Source organism: Mesorhizobium sp. ISC11 (genome assembly GCF_037162595.1).
GTDB lineage: Bacteria > Pseudomonadota > Alphaproteobacteria > Rhizobiales > Rhizobiaceae > Mesorhizobium > Mesorhizobium ciceri.
Genome location: NZ_JAVSPW010000001.1, coordinates 2,708,980 through 2,725,101 on the forward strand (window position 1 = coordinate 2,708,980; position 16,122 = coordinate 2,725,101).

Consider the following 16,122-nt stretch of genomic DNA (forward strand, 5'->3'; position numbering starts at 1 on the left):
TGCCCGTAAGCAGGGAGAAACGGGCAGTGAGTTTTTCGATGTCAGGCAAGCCGCGTGGCTTGGTCCTTCGCATCTCTTTCGCCGCTTGCTGTGCCGCGATTCCCCTGGTTGTGTGTCTCGCGAGCAGCCCCGCCTATGCGCTGAGCGAAATCAAGCGCGAAGAGCTCCCCCCGACGGTCACGCCGCCGGCCGACGACATGTCGCCCCCCGGAAGCACCGTGCCAATGCCCAACCCGGTCGGGACGCCGCCGCCGTCTAGCCAGCCGACTGCTCCTGCCGAAGCCGAGCCGGACAGTCCGGCGGATGGCGGCGTGACCAGGCCACGCGTCGATCCGGACACGCCGGTGCCCGAGGTCATCTACGATCTCGGCAAGCTGCCGGAACCAGTGCGGCGCATGCATGATTTGATCGTCGAAGCCTGCAAGGGCGGCGATATCGAAAAGTTGCGGCCGTTGATCGGCACGGGCGACAACACAACGCAATTGTCCCTAACCGACATTGATGGCGATGCCGTCGCTTTCCTCAAGGGCCTCTCGGGCGACCCGGACGGCCAGGAAATCCTGGCCATCATGGAGGAGGTGCTTGATGCCGGCTACGTCCACCTCGATGCCGGCACGCCACAAGAGCTCTACGTGTGGCCGTATTTCTTCGCCCTACCGCTGGACAAGCTGGACGCCAAGCAGCGGGTCGAACTGTTCAAGATCGTCACCGCTGGCGATTTCGACGACATGAAGCAGTTCGGCGCCTATATTTTCTATCGCGTCGGTATCACCCCTAGCGGACAATGGTCGTTCTTCGTCGCCGGGGATTGAGAGCGGCTCTTCCCACCCACGGGGGTAGGGAGCCTAGCGGGGCAATGCCTCAGAAAACTCCACCGCCCTACCCTGGCTTGGCGTGGCGATCTCGCCTTCCCACATCACGCGGCGGCCGCGAATGACGGTGCCGACCGGCCAGCCGACCACTTCTCTCCCGTCATAAGGCGTCCAGCCGGCTTTCGAGCCGGCCTGCGCATTGGTGATGGTCTGGCGCCGCTTCATATCGACGATGGTGAAGTCGGCCTCGTAGCCGGCAGCGATGCGGCCCTTTCTCGCCATGCCGAAGATCCGCTGCGGGCCGTGGCTAGACAGGTCGACAAAGCGCTGCAAGGTCAGCCGGCCGGCATTGACGTGGTCGAGCATGATCGGCACCAGCGTCTGCACGCCGGTCATCCCCGACGGTGAGGCCGGATAGGGCTTTGCCTTCTCGGCCAGCGTGTGCGGCGCGTGGTCGGAGCCGAGCACATCGACGATGCCTTGCGCAATGCCATGCCAGACGCCATCGCGATGGCGCGCGGCACGCACCGGCGGGTTCATCTGGATCAGCGTGCCAAGCCTGAGATAGTCGTCGGCGCTCAGCGTCAAATGATGTGGCGTCGCCTCGCAGGTCGCGACATCCTTGTGTTGTTCGAGGAACACAATCTCCTCGGCGGTCGAGATGTGTAGAACATGGATGCGGGCACGGGCGTTTCGCGCAATGCGTACCAGCCGTTCGGTACAGCGCAAGGCGGCGATCTCGTCGCGCCAGACAGGGTGCGATGCCGGGTCGCCTTCGATGCGTTCGCCAAGGCGCTCGCGCAGCCGGAATTCGTCTTCCGAATGAAAGGCGGCGCGCCGGCGCGTGTTTCTCAGGATCGACGCCACGCCCTCGTCATCCTCGACCAGCAGGTCGCCAGTGGACGAGCCCATGAAAACCTTGATCCCGGCCGCACCCGGCAGCCGCTCAAGCTCGCCGACATCCCCGGCATTCTCGCGGGTGCCGCCGACCCAGAAGGCGAAATCGCAATGCATGCGCCCCGTGCCGCGCCGGACCTTGTCGGCAAGCGCTGCCTCGCTGGTGGTCAGCGGATTGGTGTTGGGCATCTCGAACACGGCGGTGACGCCGCCAAGCACGGCAGCGCGCGAACCCGTTTCCAAATCTTCCTTGTGCTCCAGTCCCGGCTCGCGAAAATGCACCTGGCTGTCGACGACACCCGGCAGGATATGCAGGCCGCGGCAGTCGATCGTCTCGCCGGCCGAGGCCTGGCGGAGATCGCCGATGGCAGCGATGCGCCCGTCCCTCACGCCGATGTCGCGAGCCCCTTCGCCGTCATGGTTGACCACTGTGCCGCCTGTCAGGATGAGGTCGTAGATCATGGCCATGCTCTCTTGCGGGGGGAGTGCCAGCGGCTTACGTAAAGGCCGACCATTTTGCAAGATCAGGTTGCTTTTCCGCCCATGCCCTGTGCCCAGCTCAAAGACCGCGCCCTCATTTCCGTATCAGGTCCGGATGCCGAGCATTTTTTGCAGAACATCCTGACCACCGATCTCGACATCCTGGCTCCCGGCGAAGCCAAACCCGGTGCGCTGCTGACGCCGCAAGGCAAGATCCTGTTCGATTTCCTGATCTCCCGCACCGGCGAGAATGCATTCCGGCTCGAATGCCGTGCCGACATATCGGACGATTTCGTACGCCGGCTGACGCTCTACAAACTGCGCGCCAAGGTCGAGATTGCCAAATCCGATCAGGCGTTTGTCACCGTCGCGTGGGGACATGAATCAACACCCTCACAATCTGATTCAACGGCGGCCGCCGACACACGCTTTCCGAAGGGTGCCGTCACGCGTTCCTATGGCGAAACGGATGAGCCCGGCGATCTTGCCGCGTGGCAAGCCTTCCGCATTGTCGGCGGCATTGCCGAAAGCGGCAGCGACTACCAACTCGGAGACGCCTTCCCCCACGATGTGCTGCTGGACGAAACCGGCGGCATCGGCTTCAAGAAGGGCTGCTATGTCGGCCAGGAGGTCGTCTCGCGCATGCAGCATCGCGGCACGGCCAGGCGGCGCGTGCTGATTGCATCGGCCGACAGGCCCCTGCCCGCGCCCGGCACCGAGCTGACCGTCGCAGGCAGGCCGGTTGGCACGCTCGGCTCGACCGTAGACACGACCGGTCTGGCCATTGTGCGCATCGACCGGGTCAAGGCGGCGCTCGATGCCGGCCAGCCGATCATGGCCGGGGACGTTCCGGTAACGCCGGCCATTCCCGGTTGGGCAAAATTCGCCTTCCCGCAGGGAGCCGTCAGCGCGGAGGAGGCCTGATGGCGGCCGACCGCATCGGCGCGCCGGCACGCGCCTGGCAGCGCATGCTGTCGGGCCGCCGGCTCGATTTGCTCGACCCCTCGCCGCTCGACATCGAGATTTCGGACATTGCGCACGGGCTCGCCCGCGTTGCCCGCTGGAACGGCCAGACCAGCGGCGAGCATGCGTTTTCGGTGGCCCAGCACTCGCTGCTGGTCGAAGCGCTGTTCTGCGACCTGGTGCCCGAGGCTTCGGCCGACGCCCGGCTGGCGGCCCTGCTGCACGACGCCCCCGAATATGTCATCGGCGACATGATCTCGCCGTTCAAATCGGTGATGGGCGGCAGCTACAAGGATTGTGAGTTACGGCTGCAGCGCGCCATCCATCTGCGCTTCTCGCTGCCTCCGGAACCAAGTGCTGCGCTGCGCAAGGAGATCAAGCGCGCCGACCAGATCGCCGCCTATTTCGAGGCAACGCTGCTCGCCGGCTTTTCGACCGCCGAGGCGACCGAGTTCTTCGGCCGTCCGCGCGGCTTCAATGCCGACCGCTTCGATTTCACGCCACGTTCGGTGACCTGGGCGCAGAACGCGTTTCTGAAACGGTTTTCGGCGATCGAGACGTCGCGGCATCAGGTTTCGGCGACCGCAATCGGCTAAAGCGCGTCGCGCTGAAACGGATTCACGCGACGCGCTTTAGGTCTTTGTCTTTATGCATGTCATTCCCCCAAAACCGAGGTCACTTTTGGGCGACATGCATTAAAACGCTAAATTAACCAGCGGCGACCACAGTAGCTTGTTCGATCACGGTCCGCAGGCGCGCTCATGCCCGTCGCTGATGCCAAGGATGGTTCGGCCGTCCCGAAACGGGAGGCCGAAGGCATGGACCGCTCCCGCCACATGGAAGACGAACTGCGGGAGCAGAACCAACGCTTTTCGGCTGCGGTCGAGAACATGTCGCACGGCCTGTGCATGTTCGACGCCGACGAGCGGATGATCATCTGCAACGGCAACTACCTACACATCTTTTGCCTCGACGCCAGGGTGATAAGGCCCGGCATCCGGTTCCTCGACATTCTGCGCCACAGCGTCGATATCGGCGTCGCCTCGCAAACCGCCGACGAACTCTACGCCATCCGCAAGCCCTATATCGATCAGGCGAAGCCCTCGACCTACGAAGAAACACTGTCGGACGGCCGCATCGTCAGCATCTCGCACCGCCCTCTGGCTCTGGGCGGCTGGGTTTCGATCTATGAAGACATCACCGAGCAGCGCCGCGCGCAAGAGGATCTCAAGGAGCAGCACCGCCGCTTCGACGCAGCGCTCGCCAACATGTCGCAAGGCTTGCTGATGTATGACGCCGACGGCAAGATGATCGTGCGCAACCGGCGTTTTCTGGAGCTCTACAAGGTCACCCCGGCGGACTTTCCGCTTGGAACGACGCACCGCGACGCGCTCGAACGGTTGCTGGAACTCGGCATCTATACGAAGATCGATGTCGACAGCGAAGTCGCCAAGACCGAAGCCTGTCTGGCGGCGGCAAAAATGCATTCGGCCTATCGGCATCTTACCGACGGCAGGACGGTTTTGGTCACACGTCGGCCGATGGATGGCGGCGGCTGGGTGGTGACCTTCGACGACGTCACCGAACGTCGCCGCACCGAAGAGCGCATGACCCATCTTGCGCATCACGACACGCTGACGGGATTGCCCAACCGCTCGATGTTTCGCGAACGGCTCGACCTTGCGCTGGAGGACACGGCGGCCACGCCGCTGGCGATCTTCTCGCTCGATCTCGATCGCTTCAAGGCAGTCAACGACACCTGGGGACATCCGGCCGGCGACTGGCTGCTGAAGAGCGTGGCCGAGCGGCTGCAGCGCTGCCTGCATAATGAAAACGACGTCGTTGCCCGCTTCGGCGGCGACGAATTCGTCATGATCCAGTTCAATTTCAAGGGCATTGCCAATGCTGAAAAACTCGCGAAGCGCATCGTCGAGACAATCGGAAAACCGTTCCGCGACAAGAGCCGCGAGATGCATATCGGCATCAGCCTGGGCATCGCGGTTTTCCCCAACGACGGCGGAGACGCCGACACGCTGCTGAGGAACGCGGATACAGCGCTTTACCGGGCGAAGAGCGAAGGCCGCAATCTGTATCGGTTCTTCGAACCCGGAATGGACGCAATGGTACAGGCACGGCGTGCGCTGGAGGTCGACCTCGGGACCGCACTGTCGCGCCAGGAATTCGACCTCGATTTCCAACCCATCATGAACATCGCCTCCGGCGAGATCGTCGGCGCGGAAGCCTTGATGCGCTGGCATTCCCCAGAACGTGGCATGGTGGCGCCGGACAGCTTCATTCCGGTCGCCGAAGAAACCGGATTGATCGTGCCGCTTGGAGAATGGGCGCTGAGGAAAGCCTGCACGGCGGCGGCACGCTGGCCCGCCGGCCTGCGCGTCGCGGTCAATGTCTCGGCCGTGCAACTTAAAAGCGGCAGCTTCGCCCGCAGCGTCATCTCGGCGCTGGCTTTCTCCGGCGTGCCAGCCGGTCGGTTGGAACTGGAGATCACCGAAACCGTGCTGATGGACGAAAGCGAGGTGGTGCTAAGGACGCTGCGGCAGTTGCGCGAACTCGGCATCCGCATCGCGCTGGACGATTTCGGCACCGGCTATTCGTCGCTCGGCTACCTCAGGCGTTTTCCTGTCGACAAGATCAAGATCGACCGTTCGTTCATCCACGACCTCGGCAATCGCGACACCGCGGCGATCGTTCGCACCGTCATCGGGCTGGGTGCCGAGCTTGGCATCACTGTCACCGCCGAGGGGGTCGAGACCGAGGTGCAACTCGACATCCTGCGCAGCAATGGCTGCACCGAGGCGCAGGGCTTTCTGATCGGCGCGCCGTCAAAGGCGGCCGAGATCCAGCGCCTGTTGAGATCCCGGGGGCCGCACAGCCAGACCGGCTAGGCCGGCCATCGTCAATGCAGCGTCTCGATGTACTTTTCGTGGAAGCTGACATAGCCGGGCTCGACCACCTTGAGATGCCGCTCGATCAGCGCATGGAACCGCGGCAGTTGATGAAACGGCACGCCGGGATAGGCATGATGCTCGGCATGGAACGGCATGTTCCACGCCAGCTTGCGGACCAGCCAGTTGGTCAATGTGGTCCTGGTGTTCTCCAGCATGTTGGCGACGAACGGACAACGACCGTGCTCGGCCAAGAGATAGAGGCGCAGAAACGGCTGCCCCAACAGAGCGGGCAAAATCCAGACATAGACAAGCACCGAGAGCCGGAAATAGACGGCCAGCAGAAGGAGCACGGCATAAAAGGCAATCATGGCGCGTGCCTCGATGCGCACCTTGTCATAGCCCTTTGGCGGAACGTAGCTTTCGCGACCACGATCCGCGGCGTTGGCATAAAGCGTCTTGATGTGGCCCCACCATAACGGGATGCCGGATATGTGGACGAGGTATTGCCGCCATGTCTCCGGCTTGGGAAACGCCAGTTCCGGGTCATTGTCGGGATCTTGCGTGTATCGATGGTGGGCAAAGTGGAAGTAGCGGAACCAGTCCGCCGGCAGCGCGATCGCCAGGCTGCACACCCGCGCCACGACATCGTTCAGCCGCTGCGCCTCAAAGGCCGTGCGATGAACCGTCTCGTGCAGCAGCGTGAACAGAAACACGATGAGGAGACCTTGCGGCAGCATCAGCAGCGGCCAGAACGGCACTTTGGCGGCGATCAGCGATCCGAGGATCACGATCGCACCCCAATGAGCGGCAAGCTGAACGAGGCCCGCGGCATCAGACTTGGCGGTCAGCCGGTTGCGCTCCTCCTGCGTCAACGATGAAATTACGTCGCGATGATCCACGGGCTTCGATCCAGGCTGGGATTTGATAGAATCCACTGTAGCGCATGAAAAACCTTTCCAAAAATGACGATTTCTGCGATTTAGATAAGCTGAACTTATCTATTCGGTGATCATGGCCGTACTTCCCTCTCTCAAAGGACTTCAGGCTTTCGAGGCTGCGGCCCGTACAGGCAGCTTTGCGGGGGCGGCGGAAGAGCTTTCTGTATCCGCCGCCGCCGTCAGCCAGCTCATCCGCACCGTCGAGGAGCAGATGGACCGCAAGCTGTTCCATCGCGTCAACCGGCGCGCCGTCCTCACCGAGGCCGGCGTCGAGATGCTGCCCAGGCTGACCATGGCCTTCCAGGAGATCGGCAGCGTCGCGCGCCAGCTGGGCGGCGATGCGTTCCGCCCGCGCCTCGTGGTGTCGGTGCCGCCATCCATGGCCATGGGTTGGCTTTCGCAGCGCCTCACTGGTTTTGTCTCAAGCCATGGCGCCGTCGACATATCGCTCAGAGGCGAGGATGACCCGGTGCCGTTCGACCGTGAGTTGATCGACATCAGGCTCACTTATGGCCCGCACTATCGCGAGCACCCGACCGAGGACATCGTCCAGGACGCAGTCTATCCCGTGTGTGCACCCGGGCTGGCCGACACGATCAAACCCGAAGGCCTCGCCAGCCTGCCGCTTATCCATACCGGCTGGGGACCGACTGGTGCGTCCTTTCCGTCCTGGCACAACTGGTTCGAGGCGGCCGGCATCGAACCCGGCCGGGCAGCGCAGCGCGGCCTCTCGGCCAACTCGTCGCGCGCGGCACTCGACCTTGCCATTTCGGGATTGGGCGTGGCGCTGGCGCAAGGGATCTACTGTGCCGAGGCGCTGGAGGACGGCCGACTTGTCAGGCCCCTCGCCCAAATGGTCGAGCTGCGCCAGCCCTATTGCCTGACGATCCCGGAGCGCAGCGCCAGGCGCGATGTCGTGGACGCGTTTCGCCAATGGCTGATCGACGAGTGCCGGCGCGCAGTCGGCTCGCCGGCACTGCGTTGACGTGACACGCGGCAATGGTCAGAGGTGCCCGCTCAATGCCTCAGCCATGTCCTTGTTTGTCGCCACGGGGATGATCTCGAATTCCACCAGATCCGCCCATTCGATGACCCAGCGCTGCAGCAGCGTGACGTCATCGGCCTCCACCAGCAGGAAGCAGCGGCTCATGTCCGCCGCGATCCAGCTGTGGTGCACGAGCAGCTCGTCCGGTTTCAGGCGGCCGCGGTCGCGAAAGCGGCGATAGATCTCCTTGCGATCACAGCCGGTGAAGTCCTCGATCACGATAAACTGCATGTTCTACCCCCGATCAAATTACCGCCCCGGCCGGTCCAACCGCTCCAGGAACCACTGCGTCAGCCGCACCCAGACCTCGTCCTTCTCACCGGAATCCTCCCAGCCATGATCGAGGTTGGGATTGTCATTCACCTCGATGACGAAGACGCCGTCCTTGGTCTCCTTGAGGTCGACGCCATAGAGCCCGTCGCCGATGCAGCGCGCCGCCTTCACTGCCGTCTCGACGACATGCGCCGGCGTTTCCTTCAGCGTGAAGGTCTTGATGCCGCCCTGGTCGGGCTTGCCGTTGGCCTTGTGGTTTACGATCTGCCAGTGCTTCTTGGCCATCAGATAGTGCACGGCAAACAGCGGCTGGCCGCCGAGCACGCCGACACGCCAATCATATTCGGTCGGAATGAATTTCTGCGCGATCAGAAGGTCGGAATCCTCCAGCCATTCGGTAGCGAGCGTCTTCAGTTCCTCGAAATTGGCGCATTTCTTGACGCCGCGCGAGAACGACGAATCCGGGATCTTCAGCACCAGCGGAAAGCCCAGCGTCTGCGCCGCCAGTTCGAGATCCGAGGTGCCGGCGATCATCACCGTCGGCGGCACCGGCACCTTGTTGTAGGCCATCAGCTCGTTGAGATAGACCTTGTTGGTGCAGCGGATCATCGACAGTGGATCGTCGATCACCGGCATGCCTTCCTGCTGGGCGCGGCGGGCGAAACGATAGGTGTGGTTGGAGATCGAGGTGGTCTCGCGGATGAACAGCGCGTCGTAATTGGCGAGCTTGGCCAGGTCCCGCTTGGTGATCGGCTCGATTTCGACGCCCATCTTCTCGGCGATCTTGGCCCAATAGCGCAGCGACGAGATCTCCGAGGGCGGCAATTCCTCATGCGGGTCGACCAGCGTGGCGAAGGTATAGCGCGCCGGCGTGCGGCCCTTGGTGTCGCGCCACTCCCGGTTGGTGTAGGTTTCCAGGCACTGGATGAAGCTTTTTTCCTCGTCCTCGGTCATCCGCGCCAATGGATGAAAGCCGATCTTGCGGATCGAGGCCCATTCGGCGCTGTCCTTGATGTGGACTTCGAGCGCCGGTGCGCGGAACCAATCGAACAACAGCTTGGCGAAACGGTCCCAGATTTTCGACGGCCCGATGCCGAAGAAGATGCAGACCTTTTGCGGAAAGGCGCCACCAAGATCCTTGCGGCATTTGTTGAGCGCCAGTTCCAGTTCCGGCAGCGCGTGCTCATAGAGCTTGCGTTCCGACAGGTCGATCATCGTCTCGACGGTCGGGATCACCTTGTGGCCGCGCGAGCTTGCCAGCAGCGAGGCATAGTAGCCGCGGCTCTGGTAGGCGTAATTGTTCGACAGGTTGATGACCTTCGGCCGCTGGCCGCGAAACAATGACGGATGCGCGAGATAGTCGCGATTGGTGATGATCTTGTGCGGTGTCGCCACCTGGTCGAGATCGCTCTGCCTGCCGGTAAGGATGACCCAGGTCATTATCTGTCACGCTTTCCCAGAGTGATGGCGGCACGCAGTCCATCGCGACCGAACTGCGCCATGTTCATGAAGATGCCGTAAGGCACGGGAATGTTGGCTGCATCAAGGATGGTCTCCTGCCTTTCATCCTCGACCCAAGGGTCGTGGATCAGGATATGGTCGCCGTCATCGCCGATCGCCAGCACCCAGTGCGGCACCTTCTTGCCGAACATCAGGAAGCCGCTGATCAGCACCAGCACCAGCTTTCCCCCAGCGATCGCAGCGCGGATATCGTCGATTGTGAATGCACGGTAATTCACCGGGATGCCGTAAAGTTCCGCGCGTCGGCGAAAGTCGACCTGCGCCAGTTCCATTACCCTGCGCTTGTCCTCGCTGCGCACCGATTGCAGGAACAGCGCGCCATAGAAGGAGACGTAGATCTCCACCGCGAGCCCGCTCTCGTAGCCCGAGACAGCGAGGCCGAACGGCTCGCAACCGCCGGGACCCGACATCATGAAGACGGTCGTCGCTTCACGCCACAGGCGGATTTCCATGACCGGATCCGGCACGAAGCCGCGATCGAAATTGGCCATCGCCATCATCAGGCAGCACGGACCGCAGGTGAATTCGCAGGTCTGCGGGTAGAACGGCACCTTGGTGGCGATCGGAATGTCGCCACGCAAGGTTTTTTCGTAGCGAAGTGCCGTTTCGCCATCCTCATAGTAGCCGGGCTCACGCCCGATCTTGCGATAACCGGCCCGTTCGTAGATGCGGATCGCGCGGCTGTTGTCTTCGCGAACTTCGAGACGCAGCATCATGCGGTCGTGCTCGAAGGCGGCATCTTCGGCGGATCCGAGCAGGATGCGGCCGACACCCAGCCCGCCGAAAAACGGACTGGTCGCAATCGAGTAGAGGCGCGCCACGCCGCTGCCTTTGCGAAACAGCACGATCGCATAACCGGCCACGCGGCCGTCGACTTCGGCGACCAGCGTCTCGGCGGTTTCACGCTCGATGAACAGTCGGAAGGAGCGGCGGGAAATACGGTCGCTTGAGAAAACAGCTTTCTCGATGGCGGCGAGATCATCGACGTCAGACGCGCGGGCCGTGCGGATCTCGGCAGGCATGCGGCTTCAGAAAACCTCGATTGGTGGTGGAAATGGCCTACTCGAACACGTCCTTGACGCCAACCAGGGCGTTGGGAAAACCGGCGTCCACCTGGGCGCACGAAGTCCGCTCCACCACCTTGAATCTTCGCCTCGTTTTTCCAAAAACCGTTTCCGATTTTCGGGGCGATGCGACGGCATTCATCAAGCGCTATCGCACCTCGATTAGGGCCGAATTGTGACAAATCCGACGCCGATCCGACGGGCGCAAAAGGTCCTTCGGCCGGATCGGCATTCGCGGATCGACGGCACCGGCAAAAGCGGTGCCATTCAGCTTGCCAGCCCGTTTACAAGTTGCGTGTAGGCGTTCCTGGCGACCTCGTTCAGCCGCTCGCGCGGCAAGGAGCCGACGACGGCGCAGCCATAGCCCTTGTCCAGCCAGTAGACGGCCTCGGGTCCGTCTTGCGTGGCGGCGTAGGTGCCCTTGGCATTCTCCGCCGATTCCGTGGTGACGAACAGCGATATACGCTGCCCATTGCCGTCCTCGTAAAGCAGCATGGCGGCCTTGCTCTCGCCTGCCGGAAGCAACCGGCCGCCGACCAACTGGAAACCGTTCGCGGTCAAGTCGGGTGCCACCAGCTTCAACCCTACCCGGTTGGACAGCCAGGTCTGCAGATGGTCCTTGTCGCTGGCCGGAACCTCGACGGCATGCCGCTTTTCGGCGGCATAGATGACATGGGCCGCGATTGCCTGCTCGGCCAGCCGATCTTCCGCCGGGTCCTCCTGGCCGATGCCGTCGACGCCGGCAAGGTAGCCACCAAGCCCGCCGGCGACCAAAAGCACGGCGGCAGCAGCGGCAAGCCACCAGCGCGAGCGTGGCACAGCTGCCTTGACCGGCGCCTCGCCAAGCACGACCTTGCGCAACCGCGCAGGCACGGCTTCGTCCAGCACCCCGGCGAAGGCGGCACGCAGCGCCGCCCGGTCGGCGGTGAAACGGGCGCTCCTGGCTTTCATCTCGGGATTGGCGTCGAGCCAGGCGTCGTAAGCGGCGCGCTCGTCTGCAGGCAGCTCGCCATCGAGCGCCATGTGGATGTCCCGTTCGGAAAAGTCGCGGCGGATCATTTCTCGACGATCCTTATCGCGCGGCGACGCGCCGTATCGTCCAGCAACCCACGCAATTCCTCACGCCCGCGCGCAATGCGCGACATCAGCGTGCCAGCGGGGACGCCCAGAATGTTGGCGGCTTCGGCATAGGAAAAACCTTCGATGGCAACCATGACAAGAGCTGCGCGTCGATCGGGGCTGATCGCTTGCAACGCGTCGATGATCTCGCGCGAGGCGATACTCTCCACCTGCTCTGCCGGCTGGGCAACGGCCTCGCCCGCCTCCAGCGGCAACATCGCCGCCTCGCCGCGGCGGTTCACCTTGCGCATCTGGTCGATGAACAAATGATGCATGATCGTAAACAGCCACCTCCGGGGGCTTTCTCCTGTCTGCCAGTTGTCGAGCCGCACAAGCGCCCGCTCGAGGCAATCCTGGACAAGGTCGTCGGCAGCGTCGCGGTCGCGCAAAAGCGAGCATGCGTAACGGCGCAGGCGCGGTATTTCGCCAAGGATTGCTGCCTTCTTTTCGTCCATGACCGCTGGTTTCGAGGTCGCCCTTGTTGATCTGGATTGAACGCGCCTTCCGGGCGCGGCGCAAGCGGCCAGCGCGAAGCGGTCTCCCGCCCCGGTCACCCAAGCAATGAGATAACGCTGGCGAGTGCCGATTTATTCCCCAATTGCAAGGCAGGGGCAAATCGGCTGCCCGAACACGTAAATATGTACAATATGTAAAATACGTATTAGGATCACTCGATGAAACAATTCACCTTTTCGGATATGAATCGGGCCTCCGGCGAAATTCTCGAAACGGCAATGATCGAGCCTGTCGCTCTCACGAAACGCGGCAAAGAGAAGCTGATCATCCTATCAGCGGCCCAATACCGGCAGCTCGTCAGTTCGCCTCATGCCGTAGCCTATACGCTTGAGGACGCGCCGGACGAGGTTCACGATGAACTCATGTCCGGATTGGAGGCCATCACAACCGGCGACAAGCCGGATGCTTAGGCCCGGTAATTTGCTTCGATACTATTATTTATGGGCGCGACAGGCTGACGCTGGCGAGGAATCCGGCCGCAAGGCGCGGCCGGTCTGCATCGTGGTCAGAACGCCGGCAACGCCTGCCGCACTGTTCTTGTTCCCACTCACCTCGCAAAAACCCGACCATTCCCGCACGTATGTTGCCGTTAGCGAAATCGAGTGTCGCAGGGGTGGGCTCGATTGCCCGTCATGGCTGATCCTGGACGAGTACAACCGCGACGAAGCCAATCGGCTCCTTCAGCCCGGCGTTTGTTCGCAAGATCGCGGGCCTCATCAAAGAGGCAATCGCACAACGACGCGTGCGTGGCGTCGTCCGAAAATAGCGAACAAACCGGCACATGACGGGTAAGAGCTATTCACGGAAGCAAGCGCATCATCCCTCCTTCGCCGCCCGTGTCAAAAGCCGCTGATAGAACAGGCCGATACCGATCAGAACCGCGCCGAGGCCGATGAAGGATAGCGCCCGGAGTACGCCTTCCAACTCCGACATGTCGAATATGAAGACCTTCAGCACGGCGATCGCGATCAGCGCGGCGGAGGCAATGCGCAGCACCTGCGATTTAAGCCAGACGCCAGCTGAGAGCAGCGCAACGCCAATTACCAGCCAGAGCGCCGAATAGGTGTAGGTTTCCAACTGGCCGAGGCCGCTCCACAGGCCGATGAATTCGCCCTTGAACAGGCGCCTCACCGACAGCGTGGCATAGGCGAAGGCAAGCGCGGCAGCCACCACGGCCAGCATCTGCGCATACCATTTTGGCCGCTTGTCCCTGGCGTAGAGCGCCAGTCCCCCGGCGGCGACCGCCGGCAGGAGATAGGCGAGGAACAACAGGTTGAACACCGGGATACGGCCGGTCGATTCGTCTGTGAAAAGCGGGTTCAGCACCACGAAGTGCCGGATGACGATGAAGCCGACGGAGATTACGCCGACGGCCATCGAACCATAGCGCAGCACCGAGCTTGGCGAGCGCATGTCGATAGCGACCAGGATTGCGCCGGCACCGATGGCGATCAGGGTGTAGATCGACTGTTCGGCGAGCGTCATGGCACCCGTGTCGATGACGCCACCGTGCATGGCGTGGCGCACCAGTATGGCGAGCGTGAGCAGCGCAAACAGTGCCGCTGCCGCCTCCATGGCAAGGCGCGGCCGGCCATTCGTTGTGCGCGCAAGCTGCCAGGCGGCAAAGCCGAAGGCCAGCGCCGGCACGCCGTAGCCGGGCAACAGCCAGTTGAACACCGGCGTCGTCGACAGGAACCCGGCGCCGACAATGGTCGGGTCGAAGGCGACACGGCCAAGCACCGCGATCACCGCGCCGACCGAAATCCAGCCGAGCACCGGATAGACGCGCCAGCGCGTGGCCAGCGCCGGCACGATGGCCGCCGCACCGAGCAGGATGGTGGTCCAGCCGGAATCGAAAGCCATATGCATCAGCAGCAGCCCGGCGATGGCCGCGCCGCCCAGGGCAAACGACACGGCGATGCCGCCCTTGAGCGGCGGCTCCTCGGCCCGCGCGATCCACTCGCCGCCGGCGGCGAAAATGACGACCAGCAGTGCCGCTGCGGCGGCGTAGACAGGGTCACGGTCGAGATTGCCGAAAGTGAACCAGAGCGCCAGCAGGACGACCAGCGGGACGATGACGCCCCACGCCGCCCATGAGGCTGCACGTATCTGTGTCCCGGCGGCGAACCGGCGCGCGGCCCCGAAGCCGGCGCCGATGAAGACCAGGCCGAGTGCGATGCCGATGCGCAATGTCAGCGCATTGGACGTGGCTAGTGGCAGGCCATCGACGCCCAGGGCGCCGCCGGAAAAATCGGAAGCGATCGAGGTTGGCGGAATGATGCCTAGATAGATCAGCACCGTGACCAGTCCCGCGGCATAGAGGAGCGGCAGCGCCAGCGGACGATAAAGCGTGACCGCCACCATCACGGCGATCACCACCGCGCCCGGCAAGGCATAGCCGGCGGCAGCAAAGGCCGGGTCTACCGACAGGCCCAGTGCCGAGAATGCGACGAACAGGCCAGGCACGATGGACGGCCAGTCGAAAGCCCTGTCTGGCGTGGTTTCGTCGCCACGGCGAGCGAGCCAGACAAGGGCGAGCACGGCCAGCGTGACGGCGTCGATGAACAGGATGGCAGAGAGGTTCGCCCCCGGCGCATCGGTCATATAGAGAATGGTCCAGACACCGGTGCCGAAAAAGGCAGCCGCCATCAGCAACTTCCAGTCGCGCATGCGGGCGATGACGCCGGTGGCGGCAAGCACGATGGCGAGATAGCCGAACAGCGCCCAGGGACTGGGTGCCTGCGAGGCGACCAGCACCGGCGTCACCATGGCGCCGACAAGGCCGATGCCGGCCAGCGCCTGGCCATGGACAAGGGCTGCCGCGATCGTCGCCACGCCGATGACGCCGAGCAGCGTGAAGGCGAGTGCCGGGCCGATGAAGCCGTAGATGCCATGCGCGGCATAGACGGTGCCGAACAGGATGAAGGCACCGGCCGCTGTCAGGATCGCCGGAATATAGGCGCCCGCGGCGCCTTGTACGGGCATCTTGAAGCCGGTGCGGCGGATGAACTCGCCGCCGGCGACCAGCACAAGGCCGAGCGCGCCGGCCATGGTCAGCCGTACGCCGGGGCCGAAAATGCCGGCTTCGATGGTGTAGCGGATCAGGAACAGACCGCCCAGCGCCAGGGCGATGCCGCCGACCCAGACCGCCCAGCGGGTGCCGAGCGCGGTTTCGACATCGGATTGGCGGGCGGCTTTCGTCGCTCCGGGAAGCTCCGCGGGTTCCACCGTCTTCGGCGCCGGTTCTGGAGCGGTCCACGGCCCGGACACGATCTCGCCGGTCGAGTCTTCCGTTTCCGTGGCTGGCGCCGGTGCGGCGACCGGCTCGCTTGTCGCTGGAGAGGGAATGTCGGCCGCTGCCGCAACGGCTGGAATCACATCGGCGGGTGCGTTGTCGGCCACCGCCTGTTCGGACGGCTTGGCCGCCGGCGGCACGGCTCCCGAGAGCACAAGGCTGCGCAGCGCGCCAAGCTCACGCTCGACAAGGCCGATGCGGCTCTGCTGGCGCGAAATGATGACGAACAAGGCGATGATGGCGACAAGGCCGATCAGGCTCTCAAACATGGCGGTTCCCCCAAACCAGGCCAG

The 16,122-nt window shown here is 63.3% G+C and carries 14 protein-coding genes; 6 read left to right on the forward strand and 8 right to left on the reverse strand.

Features of this window, described 5'->3' with window-relative positions; all coding sequences use genetic code 11:
• Window positions 1–38: 38 nt before the first annotated feature.
• A complete protein-coding gene (locus RPF88_RS13525) occupies window positions 39–812 on the forward strand; it encodes a hypothetical protein (RefSeq protein WP_442921302.1) in 774 nt (257 codons plus the stop codon).
• 33 nt (window positions 813–845) lie between these two features.
• Here RPF88_RS13525 and RPF88_RS13530 read toward each other — a convergent pair whose 3' ends face one another.
• On the reverse strand, window positions 846–2,177 hold the full coding sequence (locus RPF88_RS13530) for a dihydroorotase (protein WP_337122576.1): 1,332 nt from the start codon (window positions 2,175–2,177) through the stop codon (window positions 846–848).
• Between the two features lie 75 nt (window positions 2,178–2,252).
• Here RPF88_RS13530 and ygfZ point away from each other — a divergent pair, with 75 nt between their 5' ends.
• The 3 genes from ygfZ to RPF88_RS13545 all read left to right on the forward strand — a co-directional run bounded on the left by ygfZ (window position 2,253) and on the right by RPF88_RS13545 (window position 6,055).
• Window positions 2,253–3,113 carry a CAF17-like 4Fe-4S cluster assembly/insertion protein YgfZ gene (gene ygfZ / locus RPF88_RS13535; protein ID WP_064993122.1) on the forward strand — a complete coding sequence of 287 codons (861 nt, stop codon included), beginning with the start codon at window positions 2,253–2,255 and terminating at the stop codon, window positions 3,111–3,113.
• Window positions 3,113–3,748, forward strand: a complete 636-nt coding sequence (locus tag RPF88_RS13540; RefSeq protein WP_064993121.1) for an HD family hydrolase — start codon at window positions 3,113–3,115, stop codon at window positions 3,746–3,748. Before ygfZ ends, RPF88_RS13540 begins: the two co-directional genes overlap by 1 nt.
• Before the next feature lie 165 nt (window positions 3,749–3,913).
• Window positions 3,914–6,055, forward strand: coding sequence for a putative bifunctional diguanylate cyclase/phosphodiesterase (locus RPF88_RS13545; RefSeq protein WP_337122578.1), 2,142 nt, complete (start codon window positions 3,914–3,916; stop codon window positions 6,053–6,055).
• Between the two features lie 11 nt (window positions 6,056–6,066).
• On the opposite strand, the gene RPF88_RS13550 is transcribed toward RPF88_RS13545, so the two are convergent.
• The gene (locus RPF88_RS13550) at window positions 6,067–6,957 is read right to left on the reverse strand and encodes a fatty acid desaturase family protein (protein ID WP_027162671.1); all 891 of its coding nucleotides are present in this window, start codon (window positions 6,955–6,957) and stop codon (window positions 6,067–6,069) included.
• Between the two features lie 112 nt (window positions 6,958–7,069).
• Between RPF88_RS13550 and RPF88_RS13555 the strand changes: the two genes are divergently transcribed.
• Complete coding sequence (locus RPF88_RS13555) at window positions 7,070–7,981, forward strand: LysR substrate-binding domain-containing protein (RefSeq protein WP_064993160.1); 912 nt, start codon at window positions 7,070–7,072, stop codon at window positions 7,979–7,981.
• 18 nt (window positions 7,982–7,999) lie between these two features.
• On the opposite strand, the gene RPF88_RS13560 is transcribed toward RPF88_RS13555, so the two are convergent.
• From RPF88_RS13560 to RPF88_RS13580, 5 genes are all read right to left on the reverse strand, one after another.
• The gene (locus RPF88_RS13560; protein WP_013532573.1) at window positions 8,000–8,272 is read right to left on the reverse strand and encodes a DUF3303 domain-containing protein; all 273 of its coding nucleotides are present in this window, start codon (window positions 8,270–8,272) and stop codon (window positions 8,000–8,002) included.
• A gap of 18 nt (window positions 8,273–8,290) precedes the next feature.
• On the reverse strand, window positions 8,291–9,754 hold the full coding sequence (locus RPF88_RS13565) for a RimK family alpha-L-glutamate ligase (protein ID WP_013532574.1): 1,464 nt from the start codon (window positions 9,752–9,754) through the stop codon (window positions 8,291–8,293).
• Window positions 9,754–10,857: a peptidase C39 family protein gene (locus RPF88_RS13570; protein WP_337122581.1), complete on the reverse strand. Its 1,104-nt coding sequence runs from the start codon at window positions 10,855–10,857 to the stop codon at window positions 9,754–9,756. Before RPF88_RS13570 ends, RPF88_RS13565 begins: the two co-directional genes overlap by 1 nt.
• A 309-nt stretch (window positions 10,858–11,166) precedes the next feature.
• Complete coding sequence (locus RPF88_RS13575) at window positions 11,167–11,958, reverse strand: anti-sigma factor family protein (protein WP_337122583.1); 792 nt, start codon at window positions 11,956–11,958, stop codon at window positions 11,167–11,169.
• Window positions 11,955–12,473 carry an RNA polymerase sigma factor gene (locus tag RPF88_RS13580; protein ID WP_337122584.1) on the reverse strand — a complete coding sequence of 173 codons (519 nt, stop codon included), beginning with the start codon at window positions 12,471–12,473 and terminating at the stop codon, window positions 11,955–11,957. Before RPF88_RS13580 ends, RPF88_RS13575 begins: the two co-directional genes overlap by 4 nt.
• A 219-nt stretch (window positions 12,474–12,692) precedes the next feature.
• Between RPF88_RS13580 and RPF88_RS13585 the strand changes: the two genes are divergently transcribed.
• A complete protein-coding gene (locus RPF88_RS13585; protein WP_027045294.1) occupies window positions 12,693–12,944 on the forward strand; it encodes a prevent-host-death protein in 252 nt (83 codons plus the stop codon).
• A gap of 406 nt (window positions 12,945–13,350) precedes the next feature.
• Here RPF88_RS13585 and RPF88_RS13590 read toward each other — a convergent pair whose 3' ends face one another.
• The gene (locus RPF88_RS13590) at window positions 13,351–16,098 is read right to left on the reverse strand and encodes a DUF2339 domain-containing protein (protein WP_337122587.1); all 2,748 of its coding nucleotides are present in this window, start codon (window positions 16,096–16,098) and stop codon (window positions 13,351–13,353) included.
• Between the last annotated feature and the right edge of the window lie 24 nt (window positions 16,099–16,122).